This is a genomic window from Akkermansia sp. RCC_12PD, assembly GCF_036417355.1.
Lineage (GTDB): Bacteria > Verrucomicrobiota > Verrucomicrobiia > Verrucomicrobiales > Akkermansiaceae > Akkermansia.
Genome location: NZ_CP143889.1, coordinates 114,261 through 128,980, shown reverse-complemented (window position 1 = coordinate 128,980; position 14,720 = coordinate 114,261). Strand labels below are relative to the sequence as shown.

The window sequence follows — 14,720 nt, the reverse complement described above, 5'->3', positions numbered from 1 at the left end:
CGGCTTGGCAAGCTGTGATTGTCTTGACGAAAGAAGGAAAGTGTGGAAGCTGTGAGCATGAATCAGGACTCAACCCGCAAAGCCAGAGTGAACGTGAGACGCGCCGAGGTGATGGAACTGGTGGAGAAGGAAATCCAGCAGCATTACCAGAGCGAACTGATTTCCCACATCCGCGCCGCGGGTAATGTGTACAACCTGGGCCATACGGAATTCTTCCTGGCCAGGGAATTCGGATTCTGCAACGGCGTCCGCCGCGCCATCGACATCGCCTATGCGGCGCGCAAGGTCTTCCCGGACCGGCAGATTTACCTGATCGGCGACATCATCCACAATCCGGAGGTAAACCGCCAGCTGGAGGGGAAGGGCATTAAAAAACTTCCCTGGAAGCATCTGGACGCCTCTTATGATCAAATTGTCGCGGACGACGTGGTGATCGTTCCCGCCTTCGGCGTTCCCACCTCCTTCATGGACGCGCTGGAGGAAAAGGGAGTCCAGATCGTGGATACGACCTGCGGGGACGTCATGAAAGTGTGGAAAAGGGTGAAAAACTACGCCTCCATGGGCATCACCTCCATCATTCACGGCAAAGCCACCCATGAGGAAACCAGCGCGACGGCTTCCCGCGCCCTAGGTGAAAAGGGCAGGGGAAAATACCTGGTGGTTTATGACCTGGAGGATGCCGCCGCCGTATGCGACTACATCCTCGGCAAAGGCAGCCGGGAAGCCTTCATGAAACGGTTTGAAGGCTGCTGTTCCCCCGGATTTGACCCGGACCGCGATCTGGAGGAAGTGGGCATCGCCAACCAGACGACCATGCTCAAGACGGAAACCCAGACGCTCCAGAAAATGATCAGGGACGCCATCGTCCAGCGCGACGGCGACGACGACAACTTCTATGTGTTCGACACCATTTGCGGCGCTACCCAGGACCGTCAGGACGCGCTGTACGATCTCTTGAAAAACCCCTTGGACGTGATGTTTGTGGTGGGCGGCTACAACAGCTCCAATACCACGCATCTGGTGGACATCGCCAGGAAACACGTCCCCACCTACTTCATTGAATCCGCTGAAAGCATCAAATCCATCCAGTATGTGGACGCCTTTGATACGGAAACGCGGGAAGTCCGGAGAATGACCACGGAGCCCGTAGTGCAGAATCTGGGCAAATCCCTGAAAGTGGGCATTACGGCGGGAGCCTCGTGCCCGGCCAACCTGATTGAGGCGACTATCCTGCGCATTGCAGACCTCCGCAAATAGAAACGGTCTGTCGTTCCTGCACGGAGAGATGAAAAAGGAGCCTGCCCCGGAAGGGGAGGCTCCTGAAAAAACTGCTGAGGCGGAATGGCGGCCCGGAAGGAAGGCCGGGCGGCGAAAGTCCTACTTTTCCAGATCTTCCGGCGTGACGGAACGCTGCTCGCGGGAGGCAAGCAGCACGGCCTGTTCCACGACGTAATCCGGATTGGCGTCAAAGCGGTAGGCGTTGCAGTTGGGGCATGCCGCAGTGGTTTCGGATACGATGGAGCCGCAGGCTTCGCAGACCTTGAAATCCGCGGGGCGGTCGATGATCAGTTTGGCTTTATCCAGGCGGGATTGCTGCATGGGAGTCATAATAAAAACAAGCCGCTCAGATAAACAGAGCGGCTTGCCATAAGATCGACAGAAAACCGAAGTGAAAACTTAGGCGATTTTTGCGATGGCCTTGGCGGCCTTGCTCTTGTAGTTGGCGGCGCGGTTGGCGGGGATGGTGCCTACCTTGGCGGCCTTGTCAACTGCGGAGGAAAACGTGTTGTAAGCGGTGGCGGCGGCTTCCTTGTCAGCCGTTTCAACAGCGGTGGAAATCTTCTTGCGTAGAGTTTTCAGCTTGGAAGTCGTGGCGCGGTTGCGGGCGGTGCGGGTTGCGGTCTGACGGATGCGCTTGAGTGCGGATTTGGTATTGGCCATGTTCGAAAAAAGGTTCGGTTTTCGTTTCGAGGTGGCAGAAACATTAGAATAACAGGATAAAATGTCAAGCTCAGGATGTATTTTTTAAGCCATTCCGGCCGCATGCGGTCAGACTGCGGGCTTTACCGGAAAACGGAGGCGTGGCATCATAAGCGCCGTCATGAACAAGCGCGTGGATTTGCCTGAGAAAAAATATGAAGGATATATTTTTGACCTGGACGGCACTCTTGTGGACAGCATGCCCCTCCACTACAAGGCATGGCGCAAGGCCCTGGCCCGCGCAGGAGCTCCCGCATCCGTCTTCCGGGAGGATGAATTCTACTCCTGCGGCGGAAAATCCGCCAATGACGTGGTGTACTTCCTGAATGAACGCTACGGGCTGGTGATGGATGCGGAATCCACCGCGGCGGACAAGCGCCGCATTTATCTGGAAATGCTGGAGCAGGAAGGCATGCAGCCCATCGGGGAAGTGCTGGAATTCGTGCACTCCCTGGGGGATGCCCCCAAGGCTATTGCCACGGGCAGCGCCATTCCCGGCGCGCGCCGCACCCTGGCCGCCGCCGGATTGACGGGACTGTTCGACGTGATTTTAACCCCTGAGGACGTGGAACACGGCAAACCGGCTCCAGACATGTTCCTGCTGGCCGCGGAACGGCTGGGGGCCGCCCCCTCCCGCTGCGTGGTGTTTGAAGACGCCGTTCCGGGCATTGCCGCGGCTGCCGCCGCAGGCATGGACTGCGTGCGGGTGCGCAGGCCGTCCCTCTCCTGATACTATCCGCCGCGCCTGTGCCGCGGCGTCTTTTCCCGGCGTATTCCCGCAGGCGGCACGCCTCTGACTTTTGGATGAAAAGGCTTCACATTGCGCGCGGAATGCGCTAGAACCTCTTTTCCTACGCAACAAATAAAAATATTATTTGCACATGAGTACAAACGACAAAACATCATCCGCCCCGACGAAAACCCGCATGACAGGAGCCGAAGTGCTCGTGGAATGCCTCGTGCGTGAAGGTGTAGACGTCGTCTTTGCCTATCCCGGCGGCGCCAGCATGCCGATTCACCAGGCCCTGAGCCATCAGCCCAAAATCCGGACCATCCTCCCCCGCCACGAACAGGGCGGCGCGTTTGGAGCGGAAGGCTACGGCCGTGTTACGGGCAAGGTGGGCGTCTGTATCTCCACTTCCGGCCCCGGCGCCACCAACATGATCACCTCCATTGCGGACGCCTATCTGGACTCCACGCCCCTGGTGGCTATCACCGCGCAGGTCATGCGCTCCCTGATTGGCCGCGGCGCTTTCCAGGAAACGGACGTGTTCGGCATGACCGCCCCCATCGTGAAGCACAGTTATCTGGTCACGGAACCGGAAGAACTGCCCCGCATCATGAAGGAAGCCTTTTACATCGCTTCCACGGGCCGTCCCGGCCCTGTGGTGATTGACATGCCCAAGGACGTGCAGGAAGCCGTCTTCACTCCGGACTTCGACATGGAAATGGACCTCCCCGGCTACAATCCGGTGCTGCCCGTTCCCGTGGAAGAGCTGGAAGCCCTCATCCCCCTGATTGAAAACGCCAGCCGTCCCGTCATCTATGCCGGCGGCGGCATCATCACCGCGGAAGCCTCCGCGGACCTGCTGGAATTCGCGGAACGCACCCAGATTCCCGTGGCAACCACCCTGATGGGCATCGGGGCCATGCCGGAAACTCACCCGCTCTCCCTCCGATGGCTGGGCATGCACGGAGCCGTGTTTGCCAACAATGCCGTGAATGAAGCGGACCTGGTCATCGCCCTGGCCGCACGCTTTGACGACCGTGTGACGGGAGCCGTCAGCATGTTCTGTCCGGACTCCACTATCGTCCACATTGACATTGACGCGTCCGAGATTAACAAAAACAAAAAAGTCGCCCATCCCATCCGCGCCAACGTGAAGGACGCCCTCGGCGTTCTCAACGCGGCCCTGGCAGGGAAGGGGTGGGAACGCAAATCCTCCGGCTTCACCCGTACGCCGGAATGGTTCAAGACGATCGAAGGCTGGAAGGAACAGTACCCCTTCTCCTATGAAGACCGCAAGGGCTACATCGCTCCGCAGTCCGTGATTGAGGAACTCTACCGCCAGACGGCGGACAAGGACCCCATCATCTGCACCGGCGTGGGCCAGCACCAGATGTTCGCCGCCCAGTTCTTCAAATTTGACAAGCCCCGCCGCCTGGCCACGTCCGGCGGCCTGGGCACCATGGGCTACGGCCTCCCCGCCGCCATGGGCGCCTGCCTGGCCTATCCGGACAAGCTGGTCGTCAACATAGACGGAGACGGCTCCATGCTCATGAACATTCAGGAGCTGGCGACCATCCACGTGGAGCGCATGCCCGTCAAATGCATCATCCTGAACAACCAGCATCTGGGCATGGTAGTACAGTGGGAAGACCTGAAGTACGACTCCAACCGCGCGCAGACCTTCCTGGCGGACCCGCACGACGACTACGACCCCACCCACAAGACGGAAGATATCATCTACCCGAATTATCCGCTCATCTGCGCCGGGTTCGGCGTCAAATGCGAGCGTGTGCTCCGCATTGAGGAACTTCCCGCAGCAATCACCCGCATGATTGAATCCCCGGAGGCATACGTTCTGGACGTGATGGTTCCCCATGACGTGCATGTTCTGCCGATGATTCTGGGCGGCATGAGTTACAAGGACGTGATCCTGGAACGCATCGCCGGCGACGGTACTGCCAAAAAGGCGTCCGAACTCGGCAAGGAAATCCCGACCGCCCTGTAGGGCGAAAAACATTTCCCGTTCACCATCATTCAAGACGGGGCCGCCCTTAAGGGCGGCCCCGTTTCATGTTGGCGGAAAAGAAACTAACAAATGGGCGGGAATGAAAATGGAGGCCGGAAAAAAAGCGGAACTCACCCTTGAAAACTCTGTGGACAAATGCCGGGACTGTCCTGGAAAAATGAACCGGGAATACGGATGAAAGACAAGCCGGGAATGACGGTGGTGTTCGAAGAAGCTTCTGGACGTTCCCCCAGGGAATGGCTAGCATGTCGGCATACCACCTGACTGTGCACAAAGCGGTCATGGCAGGAACATGAAACAATTCGTGCATGTCCTTTCTGCTGCGGCCCCCTTGCGCCAACCCCAAGCTCACAGAAAATCGCCGGGAAACTGGCGCACTCTGTACGTCATTGAGGCTTGAAGATTGACAAACGAACCACTCATCATTACGACCTGCAAAGCGCAGGATGATTGAACAGGTTGGCGCAAAACGCCATTTGGACCTCTGACCTTCAATCCCTGCGCTTCAGGCCGTCGCACCCTCATGGGTGCGTGGATTGAAACCTTTTGACTATGACATAATTGCCAAAAGAATCATGTCGCACCCTCATGGGTGCGTGGATTGAAACATCAAACGCCGTTAATAGCCGAGGTGAAAAGTGCGTCGCACCCTCATGGGTGCGTGGATTGAAACTCAAGGCAGCCGATGTGATTGACGCGGCAATCGAGTCGCACCCTCATGGGTGCGTGGATTGAAACTTTGCGTTGCGCAAAACTCCATGATACCATCCGGTCGCACCCTCATGGGTGCGTGGATTGAAACGCCTCCACAGAAGCGGCCCACTTCTTGGCGAGTTGTCGCACCCTCATGGGTGCGTGGATTGAAACTGAGCCTCCGCACTACGGGCGGCAAACTCACTCAGTCGCACCCTCATGGGTGCGTGGATTGAAACTTCACTCATAATCAATTAACCTGAATCAAACTGGTCGCACCCTCATGGGTGCGTGGATTGAAACCTGATGGACGCCGTGTTTCCGGGGTGATGAACAAGTCGCACCCTCATGGGTGCGTGGATTGAAACAAGCAATCACACTTTTCGCACACATGCAATAAAGTCGCACCCTCATGGGTGCGTGGATTGAAACTCTGTACCTCATACCCGCGATAAGAATGAGACTGAGTCGCACCCTCATGGGTGCGTGGATTGAAACCTACCTCTCTAACCTCTCCTTTTATTGAAGAGAAGTCGCACCCTCATGGGTGCGTGGATTGAAACCTCTCTCATTTCCTCTCTCATTTTTGCCCCTGATGTCGCACCCTCATGGGTGCGTGGATTGAAACAGGGCCGCCTCCGCGCCATCAGCAAAAGCTCCGGGTCGCACCCTCATGGGTGCGTGGATTGAAACATCTCCGACCAAGTCCGGTCCTTGATAGGTGCCTGTCGCACCCTCATGGGTGCGTGGATTGAAACAGCTTCCCGTACTCCCGGCTCAACTGCCGCTGCAGTCGCACCCTCATGGGTGCGTGGATTGAAACTCCGATTGGGGAAGACGGGTGCGTGGATTGAAACCGCGGGGAGGTTGGCAAATTCGGCGTCGGTCATAAGTCGCACCCTCACGGGTGCGTGGATTGAAACTATGCTTGCTATCTTTCCCCCTAATTCCCTGTAAGTCGCACCCTCACGGGTGCGTGGATTGAAACACGCGCCAGCTGCACAACAATCAGGGCGGCCGGGTCGCACCCTCACGGGTGCGTGGATTGAAACGGTCAATGGAGTTGAGGGTACCCGTGATGGTTTCCGTCGCACCCTCACGGGTGCGTGGATTGAAACTATGTCAGGGCGCCACGTTTGATATTGCTACTACGTCGCACCCTCACGAGTGTGTGGATTGCAACGCGGGGACGCTGTTATATGTTGCATACTTGCAGTTTGTGATGGACAGGAAGGAGGAAAAAGAGTGATATGAGTACGGTATGCAAAAGGATTGGTTGAAAGATCTTTTGGAGTGGAGTCCCCTCTTTCTGGTACTTCTGGCAGGGGGAGCGCTGTGGCTGTATTCCAAGTGGCAGCTCAGGAAGGTGGACAGATCGTTGAAGGAGTTATGGGGGAGCATTATCCGGAAGGCGGAGTCGGGCGATGCGTATTCCCAGTTTCAGGCGGGACGCATGTATCAGAAGGGAAATGGCGTTTCCAGAGATGCCGTATTGGCGGATGAGTGGTTTCACAAGGCGCTTCCCGGATTGAATCGGGAGGCCAATGCCGGAGACAGGGACGCCGCCTTTTGCCTGTACGAGTGTTTCAGAGAAGGACTGGCTGTACAGAAAGATGATGCCAAGGCTCTGCTCTGGCTTCAGCGCGCCGCGGAGCAGGAGGAGCCGGAGGCCATGTTTGCGCTGGCTCTGGAGTACCGGGAAGGGGGGCTGGTGAAGAAGAATGACGCTTTATTCATGCATTGGCTGAGAAAAGCGGCGGAGGAAGGGGACGAGGCAGATGCCCAGTACCTGCTGGGCGCCTGTTATGAACACGGCAACGGAGTGCCGCAGGACTTGAACCTTGCACGGGAATGGTATGAACGTGCGGCAGGCAGTCTGGCATTCGGCGCCGAGGATGCCTTGGAACGGCTGAAGGGTTCCTAGTCCGTCAGGAGGCTGTCTTTCGACTGGACAAAAAGGGCAGGGAACGACACTCTATGCCTTTCATGGAGGGCATAAGCTATTATAACCGTTATACGGGCCGAGTGGAGCAGGAACAGGTGCTGGGGGAGAAGTACCTCCAGTGGATTTACGGCACCGCTTCCGGGAGGCTTGCCCTGCATGCTCTGGTCAAGCGCGGCATGTTTTCCGCCCTGATGGGGTGGTGGAAGAACCGGCCTTCCAGCGCCAAAGGCATTCCCGCCTTTGTGGAGGAGTACGGCATTAACATGGAGGAGTCCCTCAAAGGGCTGGGAGAGTTTAAACATTTCAACGATTTTTTCTACCGTCGCCTGAAAGCCGGGGCGCGTCCGTTGTCCGGAGGGGAGGAGACGGCTGTTTTCCCGGCGGACGCCCGCCACATGGGCTGGGAGCGGGCAGACCGCATCAGCGGCGTTTTTGTGAAAGGCCAGCGTTTCGATCTTCCCGCGCTGCTTGGGGATGCCTCCCTGGCGGAGCGGTATGCGGAGGGCGCCGTGGTTCTTTCCCGCCTGTGTCCTACGGATTATCACCGCTTTCATTTTCCCGTTTCCGGCATTCCCGGCATGTGGAGGAGAATGGGCGGCCCCCTGGCCAGCGTGTCTCCGTATTGCCTGAGCCGGAGCCTGTCATGGCTGTGGACGAACAAGCGGAATTTGACGCTCATCCAGTCGGAGTCCTGGGGTCAAGTGGCCATGCTGGAGGTGGGCGCCACCGGCGTAGGGCTTATTGAAGAGACTTACGTTCCGGAAGAGTTTGCTGCCAGAGGGGCGGAGAAGGGATATTTTGCATTTGGCGGCTCCACAGTGATGTGTTTTTTTGAACCGGGCAGAATCAGGCTGGCTCCCGATCTTCTGAAAAAAACGGGAGAAGGAATAGAAGTGTTTGCCCGTCAGGGAGATATGATGGGTAAATCTGTTTAATGACAGATATCTGGAAAGGGAGGATGAGACGGTATTCCCCGGATTCCTAATCCGTTAACAACGTGAATTATTAATAATGAATGCCTTGTTTTTTCATAAAACATTGAAAATGATCATTCTAATTTAGTTCTGGTCTTTTTTGACCATTTCTCTTTACCCATGACCTTCTAGAAGTTATACGGGGGACAAACGGCAAAATAAATGTACGGATTAGGAATCCGTTATTTTCTTTTTGTTGCGGTATTTTTCCCGTGTTTTACTCCCCTCATAGATAAAGGTTATGAAATGTTTATGCATTCTCGGCATGGTGGCATCCCTGGCAACTGCGCAGGCTGCCACCATTCTAAGCACCACGACCCAGGATGATCCTTCCACCCTGACTTCGGGGGGATATGGAGCCTACTACGGTTTTTCCTTTGATCTGGACCATATGCTTGTTTCCTCCGGGTCCGGCATTGCCCAGAATTCAACAGTGTATCTCCAGTCCCTGGATATTGCCAAGGCCACCAACAGGACGGATGCCAATAACGGCTTGTACGTCACGATTTTTTCCTCCGCCACCACCAAGGACAGTTCTACGTTTGTCGGGCAGTCCACTACAACGATTGACATGGCAGGGGAGGGCGCGGCGGATGGCTCCGCCTCATGGCAGAGTGCCTCTTTTAATAATCTGGAGCTCAATAGCGGAGTGACTTATTACGTGGCTTTCACCACGGTGCAAATTACGGATGATACCGTATGGGATGGCGTGAATTTTGTCAGCGCCCGGCTGAGGATTGGGAAGGAAGCCGACGGAGTGGACATTGGCGATGTTTATACGAACCCAGGGTTTACCAGTGTACAGTCGGGAGGCTGGGGGCCGTCCTTCAAGGCGGAAGTGACCGTAGCGCCCATTCCGGAACCCGCAACCGCTTCCCTGGGAATTCTGGGGCTGGCAGCTCTGCTGATGCGCAGACGCAGGGCCTGACGGCCATTTCGCAATTGTCTTACCAAGTCCGGCATTCCTCGTGGAGGGATGCCGGTTTTTTGTTGGGTACCCGGCAGGAAAGGAAAGAAACGGGAAATGAGGGGGCAAAAGAGAGAAAATGCCGGCTTCTCCGGCAGTTATTTCATTTCTGCAATAGCCTGGGCCATGTCCGCGGCCTTGAAGGTGGAGGACCCCGCCACCAGAACGTCCGCTCCCGCCAATGCGCACTGGTCGGCATTGTTTTTGCCGATGCCGCCGTCCATCTGAATCAGGAAGGATGCCTGGTGGTCTGCTCTCCATTCCGCGGCTTTCACCACCTTGTCCAGGACGGAGGGCATGAAGGATTGTCCGCCGAACCCGGGCACCACGGACATGACCAGCAGCAGGTCTATTTCTCCCAGGAACGGAAGCAGGGTTTCAAAGGGAGTAGCCGGATTGACGGCCAGCCCGTTTTTCACGCCCGCCCTGCGGATGCGTTTGAGGGTGTTGCGGATGTAGTATTCATCCCCCAGTTCCACATGGAAGCAGATAAGGTTGACGCCCGCTTTGACAAAACGGCCAAAGTAGTGGTCCGGCCGTTCGATCATCAGATGGGCATCCAGAAAACGGTCCGGTCCCACCGCCTTTCTGACGGCGGCGCAGATTTCAGGACCAAAGGAGATGTTGTCCACAAAGTGGCCGTCCATGATGTCCAGGTGCAGCCAGTCGGCTCCTGCTTCAAAGGCGCGGCGCGCCTCTTCCCCTATTCTGGAGAAGTCGGCGGCCAGCAATGACGGGGCGATCATGGTCATGGTCGGGGCATCCTTTCCTGTAAGGTTAATTGGCTACGATATTGACGAGGCGGCCGGGCACGACGATGATTTTTCGTACCGTTACGCCGTCCAGGAAGACTTTTACCTTGGAAGACGCCAGGGCAATCTTTTCCAGTTCTTCCCGGGAGATGTCCCTGGGCACTTCCAGCTTGTCCCGCAGCTTGCCGTTGACCTGGATGACCATCGGCACCGTGTTTTCCACCAGCAGGGCTTCATCGCAGGCGGGCCAGTTTTTCTGGCAGAGCTGTGTTTCCGGCACGTCGGGGAATGCCGCCTGAAGGCGTGCATGGATTTCTTCCGTAATATGCGGGGCAAACGGGTTGAGCAACGTCAGGAACGCCACGTAGTCCTGCACATCCACCACGTCCGCGGAGGTCATGGCGTTGGTGCATTCCATCATTTTGGCGATGGCGGTGTTGAAGGACATGCTTTCAATGTCGTCCGTCACCTTTTTGATTGTTTTGTGCAGTTCCTTGCGGACCTGCAGCACGGCGGCTTCCGGCGCACCGGAGACGAGCTTGGGATTGATTTCCCATTCCCCTTCCTGGTTTTCCTGGAAGGCCACGCGCCAGACGCGGGCCAGGAAGCGGGAGATGCCTTCCACACCCTTGGTGGCCCAGGGTTTTACGTCTTTCAGCGGGCCCATGAACATTTCATACAGGCGCAGGGCGTCCGCACCGTATTCGCGCACGATGTCGTCCGGATTGACGACGTTGCCGCGGGACTTGGACATTTTCTGCCCGTCTTCGCCCAGGATCAGGCCCTGGTTGACGAGTTTCTGGAATGGCTCGTTGGTGCTGAGGTAGCCCAGGTCAAAGAGGACCTTGTGCCAGAAGCGGGCATAGAGCAGGTGGAGCACGGCGTGTTCCGTGCCGCCCACGTACAGGTCCACGCCGCCGGGCGTGCCTGCGGAGCCCATCCAGTATTGTTCCGCTTCGCGGCTGACAAAGCGTTCGCTGTTTTTCGGGTCCAGGTAGCGCAGGTAATACCAGCAGGAGCCGGCCCACTGCGGCATGGTGTTGGTTTCCCGGTGCGCCGTGGGCGTGTAGGCGATCCATTCAGTGGCCTTGACCAGCGGTCCGCGGGGGTCTCCTGTGGGGGCGAAGTCGTCCAGGGCGGGCTGGAGCAGGGGGAGTTCGTTTTCCGGAATGGCGCGGTGGCGGCCGTCCTCCCAGACGATGGGGAAGGGTTCCCCCCAGTAGCGCTGGCGGGAGAAGAGCCAGTCGCGCAGCTTGTAGTTCACCTTGCGGCGTCCCTTTCCGCGCTCTTCCAGCCACAGGATCATTTTTTCCTTGGCCTCCGGCGTGGGCAGCCCGGTCAGGAAGCCGGAGTTCACGCTGGTACCCTCATACCCGCAGTAGCCGCGCCAGTCGGTATCTCCGGTGGGCGGCTGCACCACCTGGAGGACCGGAAGGCCGAATACTCCGGCAAATTCGAAGTCGCGTTCGTCGTGGGCGGGAACGGCCATGATGGCGCCGGTTCCGTAGCCCATCAGAACATAGTCCGCAATCCAGACGGGAATCTGCTCTCCGTTGACCGGGTTCACGGCATGCGCGCCGGTGAAGACGCCCGTTTTTTCCTTGGAAAGGTCCGTGCGTTCCAGATCGCTCTTGGAGGCGCACTGGGCGCGGTACTGCTCCACGGCTTCTTTCCGTTCCGGCGTGGTGACGGCGTCCACCAGCGGGTGTTCCGGGGAAAGGACCATGTAGGTGGCGCCGAAGAGGGTGTCCGGCCTCGTGGTGTAAACGGTGATGGTTTCCCCGCCCAGCTCAAAGTCCACTTCCGCCCCTTCCGACTTGCCTATCCAGTTGCGCTGGAGCAGCTTGATGGATTCCGGCCAGTCCAGGGGCTCCAGTTCGTCAATCAGGCGTTCGGCATAGTCCGTGATGCGCAGCATCCACTGGCGCAGGGGGCGGCGTTCCACGTGGTGGCCCTTGGCTTTCCATTCCTCCACTTCCTCATTGGCGAGCACGGTGCCCAGGTCCGGGGACCAGTTCACGGCCACTTCCGCCACGTAGGCCAGGCGCCGCTGGTCGATTTCCTCGCGGGTGAGACCTTGGGCCTCCAGTTCGGAGACGGGGCGCGCCTTTTTCAATTCCCTGTTGTAGTAGGAGTTGTAAAGACGGAGAAAGATCCACTGGGTCCAGCGCACGTATTCGTGGTCCGTCGTGGCGATTTCCCGGTCCCAGTCATAGGAAAAGCCCAGCATCTTGAGCTGGCGGCGGAAGTTGTCAATGTTCCGGAAGGTGGTGATGGCCGGATGCTGCCCGGTCTTGATGGCGTATTGCTCCGCAGGAAGGCCGAAGGAGTCCCAGCCCATGGGGTGAAGCACGTTGAAGCCGTTCATGCGCTTGAAGCGCGCCACAATGTCCGTGGCGGTGTACCCTTCCGGATGGCCCACATGGAGGCCCGCGCCGCTGGGATAGGGGAACATGTCCAGCACGTAGCACTTGGGCCGGGAAGCGTCAAATCCCTCATCCCCGGGGTTGCCTGTCTTGAAAGTCTTCCGTTCGTCCCAGATCTGCTGCCATTTGGGCTCAAAGACGTCAAAAGGATATGGTTTCTTGCGCTCGGACATGATGCGGAGGAATGTATACTCCGGCCGGGGGGCGATCAAGTCTAAACCCCGGCGGCGTCAGGCGTTTCCGGACCTTTCAGAGAATCAATCCCTTTTTCCGGAAAAAAAAGAAAGACCAGAGACGCAGGATGCGTATTTTAACGTTGAAAGGTTTGTCCTGACGTTATTAACTAAAAAATCATGAAGTTCACAGTCTGTTTCCTCTCCGCCGCCTGCGGCGTACTCTCCCTGCTTGCAGGGGCGTCGGCCCAGAATTCCTCCCATGCCGTTTCCGGAAAAAAGCCCAATATCATTGTTTTCCTGGTGGATGACATGGGATGGCAGGATACGTCCGTGCCGTTCTGGACGGATGAAAAGGGCCAGCCGGTCAAGACTTTCCTGAATAAACGCTACCGGACGCCGAACATGGAGAAACTGGCCGCCCAGGGCATGACGTTTACGGATGCGTATGCGCACCCCCTCTGCACGCCGTCGCGCGTGAGCCTGATGTCTGGCATGAATCCGAGCCGCCACCGGGTGACCAACTGGGTCAGGCAGCAAAACCAGACGACAGACCAGAATAGCAAGAATCTCCAGCCGCCGGATTGGGCCCTCAACGGTCTTCAGCCAGTCGGAACGCCCGCCAAGGGAGTGACGAAGCGCCCCATTTCCGGAGAGGACATGCACTACAACATGACCCGTCCCTTCGCCACGGCAATCACGCTGCCCCAGCTGCTGAAAAAGTGCGGCTATGTGACCGTGCACTGCGGGAAGGCTCATTTCGGCACGCAGGGAACGCCAGGCTCCAACCCGCTGAACATGGGGTTTGACTACAATATTGCCGGTACGGAAATCGGACATCCGGCGGATTATCGCGGCTCCAAGCATTACGGAAAGGGTTTCAACCATGTGCGCGGACTGGATGAAAATAATTATTACCAGGACGACGTGTTCCTGACGGAGGCGCTGACCCAGGAGGCCATCAAGAGGCTGGAGGCCATCAGGAACAATCCCAAGGAAGCGGGAAAGCCCTTCTATCTGTACCTGGCCCAGTATGCCCTTCATTCCCCGCTGGATGAACGCGCGTATGACAAGAGGTTTGCGGATGCCTATAAAGACCCGCAGGACGGTCACGCGTGGTCGCCGAGGGAAAAACATTACTCCGGCCTGATCGAAGGGATGGACAAGAGCCTGGGGGACATCATGAAATACTTGAAGGACAACAATCTGGATAAAAATACGGTGCTGGTGTTCATGTCTGACAACGGGGGGCTGGCCATCTCCGGAAGGCTTGGCAACGTGGATTCCAATTATCCGCTTTCCTTCGGCAAAGGAGGGTGCATGGAGGGCGGCATCCGTGAGCCGATGATTATTTCCTGGCCGGGAGTCACCAAGGGAGGTGCCCGGTGCTCCGTGCCGGTCATTATTGACGATTTTCTGCCAACGCTGCTCGATATGGCGGGATGCAGGAATTTGAAAACACCGCAGAAGCTGGACGGCCTCAGCCTGGTGCCCCTGCTGAAAGGGGCGCAATTCCCCGCCGACCGTCCCCTTTTGTTCCACCAGCCCAACAACTGGGGGGAAGGCAGCCGCCAGGCAACGCAGTACGGCGCTTCCACCGCACTGCGGCGCGGTGACTGGAAGTTGATTTACCGTCACGGGGACCAGAGTTTTGAATTGTACAATCTGCGGAAGGATATTAGCGAAAAGAATAACCTGGCTTCCGCGGAACCGAAGAAAGTGAAGGAGATGGCTTCCGTGATGGGCAGGCTGCTCCGGGAGAGGAAGGCTCTGATGCCCACTTACAAGAAGGGAAATTCCCTGGGAGTTGCCGAGGGCACGTCAGTGCCGTGGCCTGACCAGGTGAAGTAATCCTGGTCTTGGTGCTTCTCCGGCGTTGTTGCATAGAGAGAGCCATATCCGCTTTATACTATACGCGGCATGTTTTCCTATCTCCGGCAGCGGGTTGGGAAGGCATGCCGTTTTTCATGCGGATGGAATGGCGGTTTTTCCCCGGATGTTGCACCTCCGCTTCCGGATTTCATACGTGAAGAGCCGTACTTCGCCGTTGTCTT

At 57.4% G+C, this 14,720-nt stretch carries 11 protein-coding genes and 2 CRISPR repeat arrays; of the genes, 7 read left to right on the top strand and 4 right to left on the bottom strand.

What is annotated here, in order from left to right; all coding sequences use genetic code 11:
* Nucleotides 1–57 precede the first annotated feature (57 nt).
* Entirely contained in the window at nt 58–1,257 is a 1,200-nt protein-coding gene (locus tag V3C20_RS00460) for a 4-hydroxy-3-methylbut-2-enyl diphosphate reductase (RefSeq protein ID WP_067570032.1), read from the top strand.
* A 120-nt stretch (nt 1,258–1,377) separates the two neighbouring features.
* On the opposite strand, the gene V3C20_RS00455 is transcribed toward V3C20_RS00460, so the two are convergent.
* Nucleotides 1,378–1,599 (bottom strand): hypothetical protein, encoded by a 222-nt coding sequence (locus V3C20_RS00455; protein WP_205068539.1) that lies wholly within the window; start codon nt 1,597–1,599, stop codon nt 1,378–1,380.
* A 78-nt stretch (nt 1,600–1,677) separates the two neighbouring features.
* Nucleotides 1,678–1,941, bottom strand: a complete 264-nt coding sequence (gene rpsT / locus V3C20_RS00450; protein WP_130083442.1) for a 30S ribosomal protein S20 — start codon at nt 1,939–1,941, stop codon at nt 1,678–1,680.
* A gap of 160 nt (nt 1,942–2,101) precedes the next feature.
* On the opposite strand from rpsT, the gene V3C20_RS00445 reads away from it, so the two are divergent.
* The 5 genes from V3C20_RS00445 to V3C20_RS00425 all read left to right on the top strand — a co-directional run bounded on the left by V3C20_RS00445 (nt 2,102) and on the right by V3C20_RS00425 (nt 9,276).
* Nucleotides 2,102–2,710 (top strand): beta-phosphoglucomutase family hydrolase, encoded by a 609-nt coding sequence (locus tag V3C20_RS00445; protein WP_130083443.1) that lies wholly within the window; start codon nt 2,102–2,104, stop codon nt 2,708–2,710.
* Between the two features lie 151 nt (nt 2,711–2,861).
* A complete protein-coding gene (gene ilvB / locus V3C20_RS00440) occupies nt 2,862–4,715 on the top strand; it encodes a biosynthetic-type acetolactate synthase large subunit (protein WP_130083444.1) in 1,854 nt (617 codons plus the stop codon).
* A 533-nt stretch (nt 4,716–5,248) separates the two neighbouring features.
* Nucleotides 5,249–6,252: a CRISPR direct-repeat array (repeat unit 31 nt; unit sequence GTCGCACCCTCATGGGTGCGTGGATTGAAAC).
* 3 nt (nt 6,253–6,255) lie between these two features.
* Nucleotides 6,256–6,612: direct repeats of the CRISPR family, unit length 31 nt; unit sequence GTCGCACCCTCACGGGTGCGTGGATTGAAAC.
* A gap of 93 nt (nt 6,613–6,705) precedes the next feature.
* Nucleotides 6,706–7,353 (top strand): tetratricopeptide repeat protein, encoded by a 648-nt coding sequence (locus V3C20_RS00435; protein WP_161981334.1) that lies wholly within the window; start codon nt 6,706–6,708, stop codon nt 7,351–7,353.
* Nucleotides 7,354–7,415: 62 nt separating this feature from the next.
* On the top strand, nt 7,416–8,309 hold the full coding sequence (locus V3C20_RS00430) for a phosphatidylserine decarboxylase (RefSeq protein ID WP_130083446.1): 894 nt from the start codon (nt 7,416–7,418) through the stop codon (nt 8,307–8,309).
* 280 nt (nt 8,310–8,589) lie between these two features.
* The gene (locus tag V3C20_RS00425; protein ID WP_130083447.1) at nt 8,590–9,276 is read left to right on the top strand and encodes a hypothetical protein; all 687 of its coding nucleotides are present in this window, start codon (nt 8,590–8,592) and stop codon (nt 9,274–9,276) included.
* A 137-nt stretch (nt 9,277–9,413) separates the two neighbouring features.
* On the opposite strand, the gene rpe is transcribed toward V3C20_RS00425, so the two are convergent.
* Entirely contained in the window at nt 9,414–10,067 is a 654-nt protein-coding gene (rpe, locus tag V3C20_RS00420) for a ribulose-phosphate 3-epimerase (RefSeq protein ID WP_130083448.1), read from the bottom strand.
* A gap of 25 nt (nt 10,068–10,092) precedes the next feature.
* On the bottom strand, nt 10,093–12,666 hold the full coding sequence (gene leuS, locus V3C20_RS00415; RefSeq protein ID WP_130083449.1) for a leucine--tRNA ligase: 2,574 nt from the start codon (nt 12,664–12,666) through the stop codon (nt 10,093–10,095).
* A 180-nt stretch (nt 12,667–12,846) separates the two neighbouring features.
* On the opposite strand from leuS, the gene V3C20_RS00410 reads away from it, so the two are divergent.
* On the top strand, nt 12,847–14,517 hold the full coding sequence (locus V3C20_RS00410) for a sulfatase (protein WP_130083450.1): 1,671 nt from the start codon (nt 12,847–12,849) through the stop codon (nt 14,515–14,517).
* Nucleotides 14,518–14,720: the final 203 nt, after the last annotated feature.

Bases quoted from the DNA above. Each gene is read 5' to 3' on its own strand.
- V3C20_RS00460 (WP_067570032.1), top strand. From the start codon at position 58: ATGAATCAGGACTCAACCCGCAAAGCCAGAGTGAACGTGAGACGCGCC.
- V3C20_RS00455 (WP_205068539.1), bottom strand. From the start codon at position 1,599: ATGCAGCAATCCCGCCTGGATAAAGCCAAACTGATCATCGACCGCCCC.
- rpsT (WP_130083442.1), bottom strand. From the start codon at position 1,941: ATGGCCAATACCAAATCCGCACTCAAGCGCATCCGTCAGACCGCAACC.
- V3C20_RS00445 (WP_130083443.1), top strand. From the start codon at position 2,102: ATGAACAAGCGCGTGGATTTGCCTGAGAAAAAATATGAAGGATATATT.
- ilvB (WP_130083444.1), top strand. From the start codon at position 2,862: ATGAGTACAAACGACAAAACATCATCCGCCCCGACGAAAACCCGCATG.
- V3C20_RS00430 (WP_130083446.1), top strand. From the start codon at position 7,416: ATGGAGGGCATAAGCTATTATAACCGTTATACGGGCCGAGTGGAGCAG.
- V3C20_RS00425 (WP_130083447.1), top strand. From the start codon at position 8,590: ATGAAATGTTTATGCATTCTCGGCATGGTGGCATCCCTGGCAACTGCG.
- rpe (WP_130083448.1), bottom strand. From the start codon at position 10,067: ATGACCATGATCGCCCCGTCATTGCTGGCCGCCGACTTCTCCAGAATA.
- leuS (WP_130083449.1), bottom strand. From the start codon at position 12,666: ATGTCCGAGCGCAAGAAACCATATCCTTTTGACGTCTTTGAGCCCAAA.
- V3C20_RS00410 (WP_130083450.1), top strand. From the start codon at position 12,847: ATGAAGTTCACAGTCTGTTTCCTCTCCGCCGCCTGCGGCGTACTCTCC.